At 39.6% G+C, this 16409-nt stretch carries 15 protein-coding genes and 1 riboswitch; of the genes, 3 read left to right on the plus strand and 12 right to left on the minus strand.

The annotated features are described in order from the left end of the window. Nucleotides 1-64 precede the first annotated feature (64 nt). Complete coding sequence (locus tag CHB66_RS03740; RefSeq protein WP_089238149.1) at nt 65-2464, minus strand: TonB-dependent receptor; 2400 nt, start codon at nt 2462-2464, stop codon at nt 65-67. Nucleotides 2465-2627: 163 nt separating this feature from the next. After that, nucleotides 2628-2724: riboswitch (TPP riboswitch) on the minus strand. 196 nt (nt 2725-2920) lie between these two features. Here CHB66_RS03740 and CHB66_RS03745 point away from each other — a divergent pair. Then, nucleotides 2921-4123 carry a DUF4221 family protein gene (locus CHB66_RS03745; protein ID WP_170932425.1) on the plus strand — a complete coding sequence of 401 codons (1203 nt, stop codon included), beginning with the start codon at nt 2921-2923 and terminating at the stop codon, nt 4121-4123. Between the two features lie 156 nt (nt 4124-4279). Here the strand turns inward: CHB66_RS03745 and CHB66_RS03750 are convergent, their stop codons facing one another. The 9 genes from CHB66_RS03750 to CHB66_RS03790 all read right to left on the minus strand — a co-directional run bounded on the left by CHB66_RS03750 (nt 4280) and on the right by CHB66_RS03790 (nt 12502). Further along, a complete protein-coding gene (locus CHB66_RS03750) occupies nt 4280-4834 on the minus strand; it encodes an OmpH family outer membrane protein (protein ID WP_089238153.1) in 555 nt (184 codons plus the stop codon). A gap of 120 nt (nt 4835-4954) precedes the next feature. Then, nucleotides 4955-5488: an OmpH family outer membrane protein gene (locus tag CHB66_RS03755; RefSeq protein ID WP_076497622.1), complete on the minus strand. Its 534-nt coding sequence runs from the start codon at nt 5486-5488 to the stop codon at nt 4955-4957. Nucleotides 5489-5490: 2 nt separating this feature from the next. After that, a complete protein-coding gene (locus CHB66_RS03760; RefSeq protein ID WP_089238155.1) occupies nt 5491-8190 on the minus strand; it encodes a BamA/OMP85 family outer membrane protein in 2700 nt (899 codons plus the stop codon). A gap of 8 nt (nt 8191-8198) precedes the next feature. Continuing rightward, nucleotides 8199-8936 (minus strand): isoprenyl transferase, encoded by a 738-nt coding sequence (locus CHB66_RS03765; protein WP_089238157.1) that lies wholly within the window; start codon nt 8934-8936, stop codon nt 8199-8201. Nucleotides 8937-9020: 84 nt separating this feature from the next. Further along, the gene (gene porG / locus CHB66_RS03770; RefSeq protein ID WP_089238160.1) at nt 9021-9782 is read right to left on the minus strand and encodes a type IX secretion system protein PorG; all 762 of its coding nucleotides are present in this window, start codon (nt 9780-9782) and stop codon (nt 9021-9023) included. A 167-nt stretch (nt 9783-9949) separates the two neighbouring features. Beyond that, nucleotides 9950-10414 (minus strand): hypothetical protein, encoded by a 465-nt coding sequence (locus CHB66_RS03775; RefSeq protein ID WP_089238162.1) that lies wholly within the window; start codon nt 10412-10414, stop codon nt 9950-9952. Next, complete coding sequence (locus CHB66_RS03780; protein WP_089238164.1) at nt 10395-10997, minus strand: hypothetical protein; 603 nt, start codon at nt 10995-10997, stop codon at nt 10395-10397. Before CHB66_RS03780 ends, CHB66_RS03775 begins: the two co-directional genes overlap by 20 nt. A 94-nt stretch (nt 10998-11091) precedes the next feature. Beyond that, nucleotides 11092-11850: an SDR family NAD(P)-dependent oxidoreductase gene (locus CHB66_RS03785; RefSeq protein WP_089238166.1), complete on the minus strand. Its 759-nt coding sequence runs from the start codon at nt 11848-11850 to the stop codon at nt 11092-11094. 169 nt (nt 11851-12019) lie between these two features. Continuing rightward, the gene (locus CHB66_RS03790) at nt 12020-12502 is read right to left on the minus strand and encodes a GNAT family N-acetyltransferase (RefSeq protein ID WP_089238168.1); all 483 of its coding nucleotides are present in this window, start codon (nt 12500-12502) and stop codon (nt 12020-12022) included. 92 nt (nt 12503-12594) lie between these two features. Here CHB66_RS03790 and CHB66_RS03795 point away from each other — a divergent pair, with 92 nt between their 5' ends. Then, nucleotides 12595-13374: a type III pantothenate kinase gene (locus CHB66_RS03795; RefSeq protein WP_089238170.1), complete on the plus strand. Its 780-nt coding sequence runs from the start codon at nt 12595-12597 to the stop codon at nt 13372-13374. Here the strand turns inward: CHB66_RS03795 and CHB66_RS03800 are convergent. Beyond that, nucleotides 13361-14098: a peptidoglycan DD-metalloendopeptidase family protein gene (locus CHB66_RS03800; protein WP_317045577.1), complete on the minus strand. Its 738-nt coding sequence runs from the start codon at nt 14096-14098 to the stop codon at nt 13361-13363. The two genes, CHB66_RS03795 and CHB66_RS03800, sit on opposite strands and share 14 nt — an antisense overlap. Before the next feature lie 73 nt (nt 14099-14171). Between CHB66_RS03800 and CHB66_RS03805 the strand changes: the two genes are divergently transcribed. Beyond that, complete coding sequence (locus tag CHB66_RS03805) at nt 14172-15119, plus strand: pyridoxal-phosphate dependent enzyme (protein WP_089238172.1); 948 nt, start codon at nt 14172-14174, stop codon at nt 15117-15119. 67 nt (nt 15120-15186) lie between these two features. Here CHB66_RS03805 and CHB66_RS03810 read toward each other — a convergent pair whose 3' ends face one another. After that, nucleotides 15187-16251, minus strand: a complete 1065-nt coding sequence (locus CHB66_RS03810) for a fatty acid desaturase family protein (protein ID WP_089238174.1) — start codon at nt 16249-16251, stop codon at nt 15187-15189. Nucleotides 16252-16409: the final 158 nt, after the last annotated feature.

Consider the following 16409-nt stretch of genomic DNA (forward strand, 5'->3'; position numbering starts at 1 on the left):
AGGTTTAAAAAAAGGAGGGGACTTCCCCTCCTTTTTTAGATTCTTCAACTAAGAATAAGCGCTGCTAGAATCTTACCTTCACACCAGCAAGGAAATTGGTTCCTGCCATTGGATAGTAAAAGTTCTCAGTAACCAATTGTCTCCCTGTCTCTCCTTCTCCCGGCAAGAAGTACGAGAAGGTATAGCCATTGGGCTCATAGAGTTGATTAAAAATATTGTATACCATCAAGGTAAACTCAAGGTTATTTACAAACCTTGGTCTCATAGCATAATTCAACCGCAGGTCAGTTGTCCAGAAGGCATCTAGCTTTCTATTTTCATTCATGGTGTTATCCATATACTGACTACCTACGTACTTGTTCAATAGACTCAACTCAAGGTTTTTGAAAGGTCTATAATCCAAAATCGCTGATCCCACTACATTTGGAGAGAAAGCAATATCTGTATTAGTATAGGTAATCTCTTCTTGGAAAAATACTGCTGCCGAGTAATCATCCAAATATTCAGTAAATTCAGCAATCTTATTCCTACTGATCGCCAAGTTACCTCCTAAGCTAAACTTCGAAGAAAGCTGATATGCACCATCTAGCTCTATCCCTGCTCGATAAGAATCTGCTACATTGTCCCTTACATAAGCCCCAACATCATTCAATTGTCCAGTCAGCACCAACTGATTGTTGTACTTCATATAATAAAGATTAGCATTGTAAGTATACCTACTTTTATTGACCTTGATACCAGCTTCAATATTCTGTAAGTTTTCAGCTTGCGGGGCTCTATCTACAATTGGAGAGTCAGTAAAATCTCTTCTTACTGGTTCACGATTAGCCACCGCATAGGAAGCATACCAAGATTTACCTGTACTAGTCTGATATGTCAATCCAAATTTAGGGTTGAAGAAATTGTAACTTACCTGTCCACTGATATCACGCAGATCATTATTGATTCCATCAAATCGATAATCTATTCCTCGATATTGCAAATCTCCAAAAAGGAATAATCCTTCAATAGCCTCATAGGTACCTTTCAGGTAAATATTCCTGTCATCTTTTACCGCGACATTGTCATAATACGTGTCTCTGATATTTACATCATTGGCAAACTGCATCCAGATGAGCTCTCCAAAGTGATCCCCATCATAACGATTGGCTCCTCCGCCCAAGACCACATCCCACTTGGCATCATCAGAGATATAATTGAAAGAGAATACCCCTCCATAAAAATCATTGTCCAACCATCTTCTACGAATGATGTCCATTCTAGCAATCGAAGTCTCACCAATGACTACCGGAGAAAGACTATAATTACTCAAACGATCATTTGGTCTAAACTGCTCGTAGTAACCCCGGCCATAGGTATAATGCAAGGCAGCATTAGCCTTCCAGTTAGGACTCAATGCTCCAGTATAGATCAATTGGTAATGATCCTGCTGGTAATTGTCAGTTTGATTATCGTATGTGTATCGATTGAAAGTCCTGTTTGTGGCTAGCAAGGCCTCTGGGACACCTTCCCAGGCCTGATAAGTTTGCTCTGCTCCAGAGAAAATATTCACCTTCACTACATGCTTGTCACCATAGTATCCTCCACTGACAAAATAAGACCTCAAATCAGAAAACGCCCGATCAATATAGCCATCAGAGGTGATTTGTGATAGCCTAGCATCAAATGCCCAACGATCATTGATCAAGCCCGTACCTGCCTTGACAGTATGCCTTCTGGTATTGAAAGAACCAAATGAATTATCTACCTCTCCGTAAGCTTCATCTTGACGTGTATCTGTTTGGATATTGATGCTCGCACCAAAGGTGGCTGCCCCATTAGTAGACGTTCCCACACCTCGTTGTATCTGCATATTGTCTACCGAAGAGGCAAAATCAGGCATATTCACCCAGAAAACCCCATGCGACTCTGCGTCATTGAGCGGAATACCATTCACGGTGACATTGATCCTCGTCTGATCAGATCCTCTGATGCGAAGTCCAGTATAGCCTACCCCAGCGCCAGCATCTGAAAAACTCACCACAGAAGGTGTGTAGTTCAGGAGCATAGGAATATCCTGACCCAAGTTAAGCTTGGCAATATCCTCCTTTTTGATGTTTTGAAATGTGGTCGGCGTCACATCTGTAGCTCTTGTCCCATAGACGATAAACTCCTCCGTGAAAATACTACTTTGATCCAAGCTCAACTCCAAGACCTCGTTCAAAGGCACATTGATGGAGTTTTTCAAGGTCTCGTAACCCAAGAAAGAAACCCTGAGCACATAAGACCCTGAAGGGATATTTCTAATTTCAAACTTCCCCGAAAGGTCTACTGTCGCACCACGGCCAGTTCCTTCCAATACTACATTGGCACCTACTAAGTGTTCACCTGTTTGGGAATCCTTGACAGAGCCACTGATTCTGTTCTGTGCCACCGCCACAAAACTCATTAGCAAGATCGCTAATGATAATCCATACTTTTTCATGTTATTTACTGCTTGTCCGCATCTGCGGATGGTTAAACATCAGAAAACCAAGGGGATGATTTTCTTTGATTTGTTTACCCTATTCCCATTTCCAAATATCAAATTCGCTTGCATGCAATACCGATAAACTCGGTGGACTCATCCTTTTGAAATTAATGACTTTGGTAATGGTTACTCATTTCCCTTCGCCGGCACTACCCGGATCAGGTATTGTGGGTATGATCTCAGCCCGTTTTGTTAAGGCACCCCTCATGATCTTGCGTGCAAATGTAGACGATTTGAAGGATTAATGAAATTCTTGATAGAAATAAATATAATCCAGAATAAAAATCAAAGTGAAAAACCGAGCCACTCTTCCTACTCAATAGCTAGAGAAATAATACAATTCAACCGAATCTTAAAAAACATTAAATCAATTTTGACTAAGAGGGTTTTATGCCTCAAAACTATATCTTTATGAAAATGAACTTTTATACAACCATGGTAAAAACTACGTTAATTTCCTTCTCAGTCTTATTTATCTTTCTGTTTTCGTGCGATACAAAAAACAAGGACCTAAACAACTCTAGCGCAGGGTATGAATTGATTGAAGCTGGGGAATTATACATTTCACTTGACAGCTTGACTCCTTCGAAGCCTCCTTTTGTCCAACTCATCAAAGGAACAAATCAAGAAGACAGCTTATTGACTTTTTACAATGTCTTAAATAACTCCATCTATTGGTATGACCTTGACAGGGCTGAGTATTTACCAAAAACACCCTTGGTAACTGAAGGTGAAAATGCCATACAAAGAGCCGTAGGCTACCATATCATCAACCAAGACTCCATCTTTGTCTATGATATGAATAGACAAAAACTAGTTTTGATCAATCAGCAAGGAAGGAAAATTAGTGAAAATTCTTTGATTGGTGACGAGCCTTCGTCTGATGGGAACTGGACATACAAATATCCCTTTCTATTCCCAAAAACAGTTACTGGAATGATTCGACACAAAGACGAGCTTATTTTTGCAGGTTCTTATATCTGGGCGATTCCTGATAGAATATTGGATACATTCAAGTTCACTGTCGCCTACAACATCAAAACAGGAAACCAAAAGCACTACCATACTTATCCCAAATCCAATTTTGGAAGTGAATTTGATTGGAATGACCCCTTTTACACTACTGTATATTATGATTGGAATCCCAAAGAAGAGAAGATGGTATATAGCTTTCCAATCTCCAGCAGCATTTTTACTGCCTCACTACAAGAAGGGTCAATACTTCAAGAAGTAGCTAATACAAATGACTTGCAATCTGCAAAACCTCATTCAACCAAAAATCCAGCTATAGAAGAAATGCTCAGGCATTTGATCGTATCGGATATTTATCAAGGATTCAAATATGACCCATACAACAATGTCTACTACAGGGTTAGCTTGAAAGGAATCGCTGACTCTGGAGAACATACCGACCTATCTGCAAAGCCTATAGTCATCATCATCTATGATGCAAAATTCAATATCCTGACCGAAAAACAAATCGGATTATCAGAGAACTGGAATCATATGAATATGCTGGTAACACGGGAAGGCTTATTGATAGAATATTTGGATCCAAATCCTGAGACGGAAGATTTCCTAATCTTCAAAAAGTTTCAAATGACTCAAAATTAAATTGGAGGCATACGGATTTTTCGATTTCCCTCTAATTTTTCTCCGAAATCCTATGCTCCTTAACCTTCTTTGCTAGATGAAATAATTCACTCAAAAAACAAAAAATCCCACTCTTTTACAAGAGCGGGATTTCATATAATTTTAAGTTATCAGTTATTATTGCTGATCTCCTGAAAGACCACCTTCTGGGATCTCAATACCCAATTTCTTCAATACCAATTCAGTAAACTTGTCATCATCTCTAGTGTACAACAAGATTGGAGAATTGCCTGCTGAATCAGAGAAAATATGGGTGTAGTTATTTTCTGCTGCTACTGCATTGATCGCATTGAACACCTTAGTCTGTACAGGCTCAAGCAATTGCTGCAATTTTCTCTGATAAGACACCTGTGCATCTTGCTCAAATTTCTGTAATTCATCTCTCAGCTTAGTCAAGTCGTTTTCTTTTGCTGCTCTCGCATCTTCAGTCATCGTAGCTGCTGCCTGCTGATAAGCTTGTACTTGTCTTTGGAAGCTTTCGCCTTTTGTCTGAATATTCATCTGAAGCTGCTGCTGATAATCTTGAATATCGGCTCCGATCTGCTCCATCTCAGGCATCAAATCCATGATCAACTCTACATTGGTATACCCAATCTTGATATCCTGGGCCTGTGCTACAAATCCCACGCAAAAGATCGCAATTGCAGAAAGGATAAATTTTGCTTTCATCATCTTAATTATAATTTATTTTATTTTGTTTTTTTAAATACAATACAATTCACTACCTCGAAATACCAATACTTCTATCAATTTTCTATAGGCTATCGACAGTGGCTTGGCGTCAGTCGACCGTCATTTATTCTCGATCCCCAATTCTTCCAACACAAACTCTGAGTAATCATGCCTCGGATCCGTGTAGATCAAGCCTAAACCGGCCGCTTTGTCAAACAAACCCGCCAAACCATTTCTCTTCGCTACCCGATCTATGGCATCATAAATCTTGGATTGCAATGGCTGCATCAGTTCAGTTTGCTTTTGGTAATACTGCCCGTTCACTCCAAAGGTTCTGTTATTGAATGCGACAGCTTGTTTTTGCTTTTCTTCTATAGCCTGCATTCTTTCTTGGTACATTTCTTCGGTAAGCAAGACTTCTTCTGCTTTTAGGGTATTCAGCATTTCTTTGATCTCTCGATCCAAATTTTGTGCCTCTTTTTTCCACTGACTACTCAGAGTCTCCAATTCCTGCTGAACAAGCTTATAATCAGGGTGTTTATTCAGAATAAATTCTGTATCAATATACCCCCACTTCTGAGCAAAGGCATGATTCACGCTGGTCAACATGACCAATATGCCCGACAAAAGTAACAATTTCATGAATTTTTCCATGATTATCTGAATTGTTGTCCGATAGTAAAGTGGAATTGTGGGCCACTTCGCTGACCAGTAGTAGGAGAGTCATCAAATCCATATCCCCAGTCAATACCCAAAAGACCGAATGCCGGCATAAATATCCTCGCACCTACACCTGCTGACTTATACAAAGTAAACGGATTGTATTCTGCATAGGATCCCCAGTTATTTCCTGCCTCTGCAAATCCGAGCAAGAATATGGTCGCTGATGGGTTTGGAGAAACCAAGAATCTCAATTCCATCACATGTTTATTGTACACGATACCACCATATGGCTTATTAGATTCTGGATTAAACCTATCTTCTGCTCCTGGAGTCAGCGTCTGATTTTCATAACCTCTCAAGCCTATGATTTCCTGACCCAAAGCAAAGTTATTGAAGTTCATACCATCTCCACCCAATACAAATCGCTCTAGTGGAATAATACCGATTCTATTGCCGTAAGATCCAAGGAAACCCATGTGCGTTCTAGCACTAAGCACCCATTTGTTAGACCCAAATACAGGGGTATAGAAAGTCCCGTCAAACATCCACTTATGATATTCCAACCACTTGAACCTTTCCTCATCTGGTGATTCTCTATCAATATTTCTATTCAAAGAAGAATATGGAGGGGTAAAAGAAGTGGCCAAGGAAATGTTAGAACCTAATCTTGGGTAGATTGGGTTATCTACGTTATTTCTAGAAATAGTCGTATTGAATGTCACACTTTGGGATCTACCACTGGCATAACTCAATCCAAAACTCCTACCAAATTCGTCAAATTCATAAATTTGATACTGAAGCGTGTTGCTGATCATGAAGTAATCATCAGGCCAAGTCACTCTTTTGGCTAAACCTATGGTTGCTCCTGTTATTTTGAATGACCCAATTTCTCGCATTGGATTTACCCTATTGAAGAAATCAAGCTGTCTTTGTACAGAGTGATTGAAACTAAAGCTCAATGCATTTGGCTTCTTGCCACCAAACCATGGCTCGGTCAAGGACACACTGTAGTTTTGGAAAGATCGACCATTGGCTTGTACTCTTAGTGAAAGCTTCTGCCCATCACCTACTGGTAGTGGTCTCCACTTATCGAAGTTCCTGATATTCTTCATGGAGAAGTTATTGAACACCAAACCTACTGTACCGACAAAGCCAAAGAATCCACCCCAACCTCCAGAGAGTTCTACCTGGTCATTTGGACGCTCTTCTAATTTGAAGACAATATCCACAGTGGCATCCTCAAAATTAGGGCGCATGTCCGGCTCAATATTTTCTGGATCAAAATACCCAAGTTGTGAAAGCTCCCGGATAGTTCTCACCAACAAACTTCTATTGAATTTCTGTCCAGGTAAAATCCTGATCTCTCGCATGACCACGTGATCGGAAGTCCGCTCATTTCCTTCTATAGAAACGGAATTTACGGTTACTTGAGGTCCTTCCATGATTCTAAGCTCAATATCAATAGAATCATTTTGTACATTGACCTCTACTGGATCTATATTAAAGAACAAATAGCCATCATCCTGATAAAGTGAAGAAACATCATCTCCTCTTTGTGGATCATAATTCAGGCGTTTTTCCAGTTTTTCTTTATTGTAAACATCTCCCTTCACAATACCCAACTTGGCCTGAAGCACACTATCAGCATAGATGTAATTCCCTACAAAATTGATATTCCTATAATAATACTTATTCCCCTCTTCTATTTTGATACCAACATTTACAGTGTTCTCAGAGTATTTGTACAAAGTATCAGATACGACCTCAGCATCTCTAAAACCCCTAGAGTTATAAAAATCTATGACCTTTTTCTTATCATCTCTGAAGTCTTTTGCTACAAACTTGGAAGCATTGAAGAAATTGAGCTTGAAGTTTTTATTCATATATGTAATCACATCTTCATCGCTCACGGGATTCCTATAGACAATCGCTTCCTTAGCAGATTTAGGCGTGGTATTGGTCAATCTAGAGAACACCTCTCTTACAAAGTGCATTCTTGGGTGCTCCTTGGTGCCTTTCAGTTTGCCTTTGATCTTCCTATCGGAAATATCCTCATTTCCTTCTACGATGACTTCGTTGATCTTGACCTTAGACTTGGTGTCCACTTCAAACTTAAGCTTCACACTATTGGGCAAAGTAGTATCTCTTTCCTGAATGACCTTCACCTCAGTATTGAGGAAGCCCTTGTCCACGAAGTATTGTCTGATGTTACGCTGAGAGGTACTCAAGACATCATCTCTGACCACACGACCACGAATTTTGACCTTATCTTTCAGCTCTGATTCTTGCGTCTTATTGACACCACTGAACTCCACTCGGCTAAATCTCGGACGCTCAGTCAAGTCCAATAACAAGTAAATGTCATTATCTTCAATCTTGGTCACGAGGATTTTTACATCACCAATGATCCCCTGTCCCCAGAGTTTCTTCAAAGCATTTGAAATAGCATCACCTGGTACGCTGATCTCATCATCCACCCTCAGACCTGAGAGGGAGATAATGGCAATCTCGTCCAATGTAGCAAGTCCTACTGCCTTGATTTCTGCTATCCTAAACTTTTGCGGTTTTGAATAATCCAATTCTAAAATATTCACCGGCTTGGCAGAGGTATAACGACTTTGACCCAAACGAATCTGGGCTTGGATCGAGCCTGCAAGCAGGAGAAAAGCTAGGATAATAAAGTACTTCTTCATCAATTCTTTTAAGATTTAATCTGAGAACCGGTTTTTCCAAACCTCCTCTCACGCTTTTGATAATCCAGAACAGCCTCTTCCAAATGCTGTCTTCTGAAGTCAGGCCATAACACATCTGTAAAGTACAGCTCAGTATAAGCCAACTGCCAGAGGAGGAAATTACTGATCCTCAGCTCTCCACTCGTCCTGATCAAAAGCTCAGGATCTGGCATATCATTCGTATTCAAATGGGAAGCAATCGCTTCCTGTGTGATATCTTCTACGGTCATCTGACCATCGACTACTTTTTTGGCAATGTTTTTTACAGCTTGCTCTATCTCCCATCTCCCACTATAGCTCAAAGCCAAATTCACTCTAACACCCGTATTGTTTTTGGTTTTTTCTACGGTATTGGCAAGATTTTCTTGCATGCCTCTCGGCAGACTATCAATATCTCCGATAGCTGTCAGGCGTACATTATTTTGTAGCATACGAGGAAGTTCGGATATAAAACTATTGATCATAATCTCCATCAGCGCACTGACTTCATCTGCTGGTCTAGACCAGTTCTCAGTAGAAAAAGCGTATAAAGTCACGACCTTGATTCCTAAGTCATCAGCAGCTTCTATAGTGTCTCTTACTGCAGCCAAAGCATGCTTGTGGCCAAAAACTCTCATGGCACCTTTTTTCTGGGCCCAACGCCCATTGCCATCCATGATTATCGCTACGTGTTGAGGGATTTTTGTACTGTCTATCGATTCCTTCATTCCGTTCAATTCCTATTACGGTATTTTTTTGGAGGTACAAAAATGCTATTTCTTTTCCATAATTCTAACCTAACGGTCAATTAATTAATAAGCGTAGCATTTTACCGTCGTAATAGAATAACTCACCGTCAAACCCAAAAAATAATACCAGTCCCTATCGCTAGGATTGCCATAATAAGTAAACCTGATTTGCTCCAAGGGATCTACTTGGCCATTATCATTTCTACTGAACCTCGCTTGACTGTCTATGCGGTCTATCAGATCAGAGAAAGTTGCCCTGAACCCCATTTCTAAAGCCAAGCCCCAATTGTTGTTCAGCTTATACTTCACTCCTATACCAAATGGGATCACTGGAGTGGCCAAGCTGTATCCTCCTCTGTCTGGATTACTCGGATCAAACCCAAAAGCCCCAGAACCATTGAAGTAAGAAAAACCTAAACCAAAGAAACCATAGGGAGAAAACCTGTGTGCTGATTGAGGATGGAGATAATCAAGAAAATGGTACTCCATCACAGCTGACACTTCAAAGAGATTGCCTTTGAAATAAGCATCTCTGAACTCCGCCATCGCGTCGATAGGATTGATGATATCCGCAGCACTAAGCCTTCCATAGGAAAGCCCCAGTCGGAGTGACCATACATTGTCAAAATTTCGTCTGCCAAATAACGTTCCTTGAGCACCCAGATTCCCCTTATCCAATCTGCGGACAATGTCACCTGAGTAGGTAGCCACTCCCAATCCCCCTCCGAATTCGAATTGCTGCGCCTTTACATCTACCAAAGCCAAGAGGCTTAAGCTGCATAGCAGCACGGAAAACAAGAAAAGATTGAATTTGACTTTTTTCAAGACGTTGCAATTTATAAAGTACCAAACGATATTAAAACCTACTTTTGTATTTGACGGGTTAATTTATGTTAAGACTATCTCATATCAAATAGATTAGCAGAATATATCCTGCATAAACCTAATTTTAATTGATATTTGACACCATGATCACTTCAAGCCTGAATTAATCAATTCCTTATCCCTTCGGCAAAAAAATTCTTTACCCAAAAAGTCCTACTGATAAGATTTACAGTATCGAGGATATCGTAAATGTTTTTGGGATTAAAAGGACCTATGCGAATGGAATAATGTTCATGCCTATCTTGCCTGACTTCCAAGTCAAACTTCAAACCAAGTTTGAGTAGTTCATTTGGAAAAAAAACTGCGGTGGATGCAGGTGAAAAAGTCTTCTGTTTGATACCAAATCGCCTCCTTTGGGCTTGATAAGTTCTATGAACCAGATTCTCCTGAAATTTGACATCTTCTAGGTAGAGACTCGAGTCCAAAAGCAATTTAGGATTGAATTGATGGATCAACCTTTGTGTTCCTTTTCGCACGGCATAACTCACCTTTAATCCTACCTGATGCTGAGGTGTCAGGTTGTTTTTGAGACACAAAAATCTCCACAAATTATCAATCCTTTTCAAGTCCATCTGCTTCAATATTTATCAATCTTAGAAAGTCTTTAATTGGAATCCGCAAGGCATCTCTTTCTTTATCGTCTTGTAAAATTGGAATCCAGTCTGACCCATCCCATAAAGTAAAGTACGAATTTTCACTCAAATACGGATAAAGTTGTTGAACAAACTCAAAATGTGAAAACTTATCTCCTTGTGAAAAAATCAAGGTGTCTACCTTTTGATCTACTTCAACTTTAAGCTTGAAATTAGCTAAGCCCCAAGATGGCTCCAAATAGATATAGGCTTCATTTTTCACCCTATTGATCAGTATAGATAGGTTCAGGACAGGATGTTTGGCATCTGCTATCCTTTTTCCAAATCGGTAGACCATCATCTTGGCATCTGCACGAATCTCTTGATCATAATAGATACCTCGGACATTTTTAAAGTACAAACGCTCCGCATCAGTGATGCTCAGGATTGAAATCTCCTTCCCTGAATTATTGGCTCTCCTACCGTCAAAAAACGACAATACCAAAACAATAAAAAGCGAACCCAATCCAAAAATCTTAAGGATCTTGAGCATCTCAGGTGATAAGCTGTCATTTTTAGGCATGCTGTCAATTGATTTTTGGAACCTGTGAAATTGAATCTAATTCAGTCTTACCTTAATAACAGCGATAGCTTCTAAAAGTTGGTGTTTGGTCTAATCAATGCACATAAGAACCAGCATTGATATCAATGGTAGCGCCAGTTGCATGATCAGCAAGTCCCGAACAGAGTAAAGTCACCATAGGAGCAATATCCTTAGGTTCTGTCAACTCCGTAAGTGCAATGTCATTGAGTGCATATGCCTCACCATATTGATCCATAAAATCCTGAGCCATATCTGTTCTAGTAAATCCAGGAGCAATGATAAAGGCCTTGATCCCTTCCTTTCCATAATACCGCGCTAAAGATCGGGTATAACTCACAATGGCAGCTTTAGAAGCAGCATAAGCCAGGTAATCTGGAGTATCTCCTCTGAATGCAGCTCGGGAAGAAATATTGATTATCCTACCTTGCTTCCTAACTCTAGCATGCTCAATAAACTCCTTACTGATAATGGCCAGTGCATTGATATTGACATCCATGGTTTTGAGCCATGCGTCAGTCCATTCACCAGTTGCTGTATCATCAGCCACAGAAATCGCTATGCCGGCATTATTGACTATCGCATCGATGGCTCCATAGGTCCTAATCAATTCTGGAATCCATCCCTTGACTGCTTCCAAATCTGATAGATCACATGCAGTCAAGTGGGATGGGTTTGGAAGATTTTTTTGAAGTGACTGGGCTTCTTCCAAATTCTTATTGAAATGAATCAAGACCTCCGCGCCTGATGCTGACAATTGCTCTGCTATACCTCGCCCAATTCCACGTGAGGCACCAGTGACAAGTATTCTATGATTTAATAAAGAGATGTTCATCCTAAAGTAGTAAAATGTTATGCGTGATTAGTTATTAGTAATCAAAAGGTGATAGTATAAGGGAATGTTCAATAAATTCTAATTCTGGTTGATTCAGTTCTATCGAAAGTTATAATAACTGGTCAAGGGTCTGATAATTTACTGATTATAAATTCCCTAATCCACTTAATTACTTTTTCCCAAGAAGTCCTTTGATTTCATCTGCTTGAAGGTTACAATTGATCCACTCGCCGTCTAAATCCGCACCATATTTTTTATAAAAATTGATAGCAGGCTCGTTCCAATCTAGGACTTGCCACATCATTCCAGTACAGCTATCCTCCAGACACTTGAGCATGGTTCTATCAAACAAGAGTTTGCCTGCACCATTTCCCCTTTCGGATTCAGTGACTACAATATCTTCTAAATAGAGTCTTCGCCCCTTCCAAGTGCTATATCTGTAGTAATAAATGGAAATACCTACAATCTCTTGTGTACTCTCTTTAATAGCTACAAAGAATCCGAAGATAGGATGCTCACCAAAACCATCCTTCTCCATCAATGCTACTGTATTGGTCACTTGCTCTGGAGCTTTCTCGTATAAAGCCAATTCCTTAACCAATTCCAAAACTCTGGGTAAATCTGTTTTTTCTCCTTTTCTAATCGTGTACATTCCCGAAAGTAGGCAAAAATTAAAAAAGCTTAAAATCAATTTTTATATTTGGAAGTGCTAGACTCTAACTGGTTCTGACTAACCCATCTTTTATGTTTCTATCTATTGACGCAGGTAACACCAACATCACCATTGGCTTTTTTGATGATGAGCAAGAGAAATGGAAGCATGAATTCAGGATTTCTACAAAAGAAAATCTCTCCCTCTTAAAATTAGAAAAAGACCTCCATCTATTTTTTCTTGAGAATGACCTCAAAATAGAAATGGTCTCTCAAGTAGGAATTAGTTCAGTAGTCCCGGAGCTAAACCCCATATTGGCACAGTTTTGCAAGGAATTTTTAGGGAAATCCTGTTACTTCATCAATGGTAAGAGCTACCAAGCATTGGAAGTATCCACTACAAAGCCCAATGGAATCGGTACCGATTTGATGTGCAATGTCACCGCTGCTTTTGAAAGGTTTTCTCAAGCAACCATAATCGTGGATTTTGGAACAGCCTTGACTTTTACAGTGGTAGATGACCAGGGGAAAGTACTCGGAGTCAATATTGTTCCAGGGTTGAAGACTGCTGTGAGGGCATTGTTTGCTCATACCTCCAAGCTACCAGAAGTTGATCTTAAATTTCCCAAATCAGCAATCGGAAAAAATACTATAGAGTCGATTCAAGCTGGAATACTACATGGTTACACAGGTTTGGTCAATGGCATGCTAGAGACCATCCAAGCCGAAATCCAGCTACCAATGAAAATCATAGCCACAGGCGGACTTTCAAGTATTCTGTCAAATCTCCAAAATACCTTTGACGAAGTAGATCGCTATTTGACCTTGGAAGGTATCCGCTTGATCACACGAGCTAATCTCAAAAACCGATAATAATGTGAGGGTCAGGGCAGATTTGCTGAAACTTCTCTCTATCTCTATGTGAACATACACCAGGAAAATCTCCAGAATTACCAAGCATTTCCCACATCAATTGAAAATGAAGATGGGGAGGCCAATCTCCGTTTTCAGGATAGGGGCCAAGATGACAAAACAACTCCCCTTTTTTGATCTGCTGACCTACCTCCAAAGCCTCCAAATCCTTGAGCGCCAGATGACCATATAAACTATAAAGTGTCTGACCTCCAAAATGATGTTCTAAAATAATAGTCGGTCCATAATTACCAAAACCAGCATTGTCTTGAAAACTATGCACTATACCTTCTATTGGCGCATGAACTGCATGGCCAGCTTTCGCCCAAATATCCACTCCCAAATGAATGTCTCTAAAATCTTCAAGGCCTGTTTCAAAAACAGCACTTCTGCTGTAAATCGCCCTATGTTCAAAATAACCTCCAATACCATAAGCTTTATCTTTCAACTTAAGCATATCGAACACATAGGTGTTGAAATCATCTGTATTACTGATATCAACAGTCTCCAATGCTAGGTTAGATGGAGAAAAATCCATTCTCAATGTATTGCTTTCGTCAAGCTTAATCCCCATCAAAGGAAAAATATCCTCTGTGAGTAACAATTTTTTTAAATCCATATCAAAATCAAATATAAGAGGGTCTTTGAAATTATTAAACCTTAATGGAGATACTTCTCCAATCATGTAATTTCATGGTAAATCAATTCCTAACTCATTCAAAAGTTCATAAATTGAAAGTTCATAATAAACATAGATCATGCTTCCTTTTCCTACTTTAGAAGAAATCAAGAATGCGCATGCACGCATTCAGCCTTTTATACACCATACCCCAATCATGAAATCAGCTGCTATCAACGAAATGGCAGGTTGTGAGATCTTTTTTAAGTGTGAAAACTTCCAGAAAGTCGGAGCCTTCAAAGCCCGTGGCGCAGCCAATGCTGTGGCCAAACTCACTGAAGAACAAAAGAGAAACGGTGTCGCTACACACTCTTCTGGCAATCATGCCGCAGCACTAGCCAGAGCAGCAACTGTAGCAGGAATTAAATCTTACATTGTCATGCCTTCTTCTGCGCCAGAGATCAAAAAGAAGGCTGTCAAATCATATGGAGGTGAAATCATAGAATGCGAGCCCAATTTAAAGGCTAGAGAAACAACCCTGCAAGAAGTAGTAGACAGAACAGGCGCTACTTTCATTCCACCTTATGATTTTTTTGATGTGGTAGAAGGGCAAGCTACTTGCGCTTTAGAAATGTGGAATTCAGGAATTGAATTTGATACCATAATGGCGCCAGTGGGGGGTGGGGGTTTACTAGGAGGCACTGCCTTGACAAGTAAGTATATCTCACCTCAAGTAAAAATCATCGCAGGAGAACCAGAGGGTGCAGATGATGCTTATCGCTCATTCCAAGCCAAAAAACTGATTCCTATGGAAAAGCCAAATACCATCGCAGATGGCTTACTCACATCCTTAGGCTTACTGAATTTCCAGATCATTATGGAATACGTCGATGATATTCTTACGGTCAATGATGAAGAAATCATTGCTGCGATGCGCTTGATCTATGAAAGAATGAAAATCGTGATTGAGCCTAGTTGTGCTGTACCCTTAGCAGCCTTACTCAAAAATAAAAACCGATTCCAAGGTCAAAAAGTGGGAATCATTCTCAGTGGAGGAAATGTTGATCTCGGGAAACTCCCGTTTTAAAAATAAGAGGCTGATGCACGATGCAACAGCCTCTTATTTCTGATAATATAAAATTATGAACAATTTTTTAAGGTCTTCCAAGGCCTCTCAAATGATTGACATGAGAAGCAAAAGCCAATCTAAATTTCGGATGCTCTAAGTAGGGGATTCCATATTCTTGACAAGTTTCACGAATGATTTTACTAATCGCCGGATAATGAATATGGGATACATTAGGAAATAAATGATGTTCCACTTGAAAATTTAATCCTCCAACAAACCAGGATAGAACTTTATTATGTGTGGCAAAGTTTGAAGTGGTTTTGAGTTGATGAATAGCCCAGTCGTCTTCTAGTTGATTGGTGTCAGTATTGGGCAGAGGAAAAGCAGCCTCTTCTACAGCATGTGCCAGTTGGAATACTACACTGAGAATAACCCCTGTTGCCAAGCCATAAATCACAAAACCTATCAACCAAGGCAACCAACCTACCATCATGATAGGAACTACTACAAAAAGTAAAATATGGATCGCCTTAAAACCCCAAAATGAAATATGATCAATTGCATTCATCTTTTGGATGGGGATAATCCCCACTTTCTTGGTTGCATATTTTTTATAATCAGTCACAAATACCCAATATAAATAAAGCAAAGAGTACACAAATAAGAAGTATTTATGCTGATACTTATGGATTTTGTAAAATCGCTGATTTGGACAAAGTCTCAAGAAAGGTCTGGCATTCATATCGTCATCTACCTCATCAATATTAGTAAAAGAGTGATGTACTACATTATGTTTGGTTTTCCACATGAATACATTGGCCCCAAGGAAGTTGATGGAGACACCTGCTAATTCATTGACCCACTTTTTCTTGCTGAAGCTTCCATGAGCTCCATCATGCATGACATTGAAACCAATCGTAGCTGCTAAGCCTCCAAGAAGGATTGCACCCAAGATTGCTAAAGACCAATGGGGGGTGAAGAATACCAATATCACATAGGTTGCGATATAAGCAGCAACTAATATGATGGCTTTTGAATAAAGAGTGAAATTTCCTGTTGGGTTGAGATTTTTCTCTGTGAAGTAATTTTTGATCCTCAACTTCAAATCTGAATGGAAGGAGGATGCGGCACTAAATCGAGGGGGACGCATGTAATTTGATTAATTTGGTAATGAACTCGAAAAAAAATTAAAACGCTGGGTGATTTTATTTCTCTTCTTGCAATAAAGTTACAGCAAAATATCGGACTTCAAAGGTTTTTTTAATATTCAACTAGAATAAAGCATTGATTTAAGGTAATTTAACAAGT

Origin of the sequence: Belliella buryatensis (assembly GCF_900188245.1) — a bacterium.
GTDB classification, from domain to species: Bacteria; Bacteroidota; Bacteroidia; order Cytophagales; family Cyclobacteriaceae; genus Belliella; species Belliella buryatensis.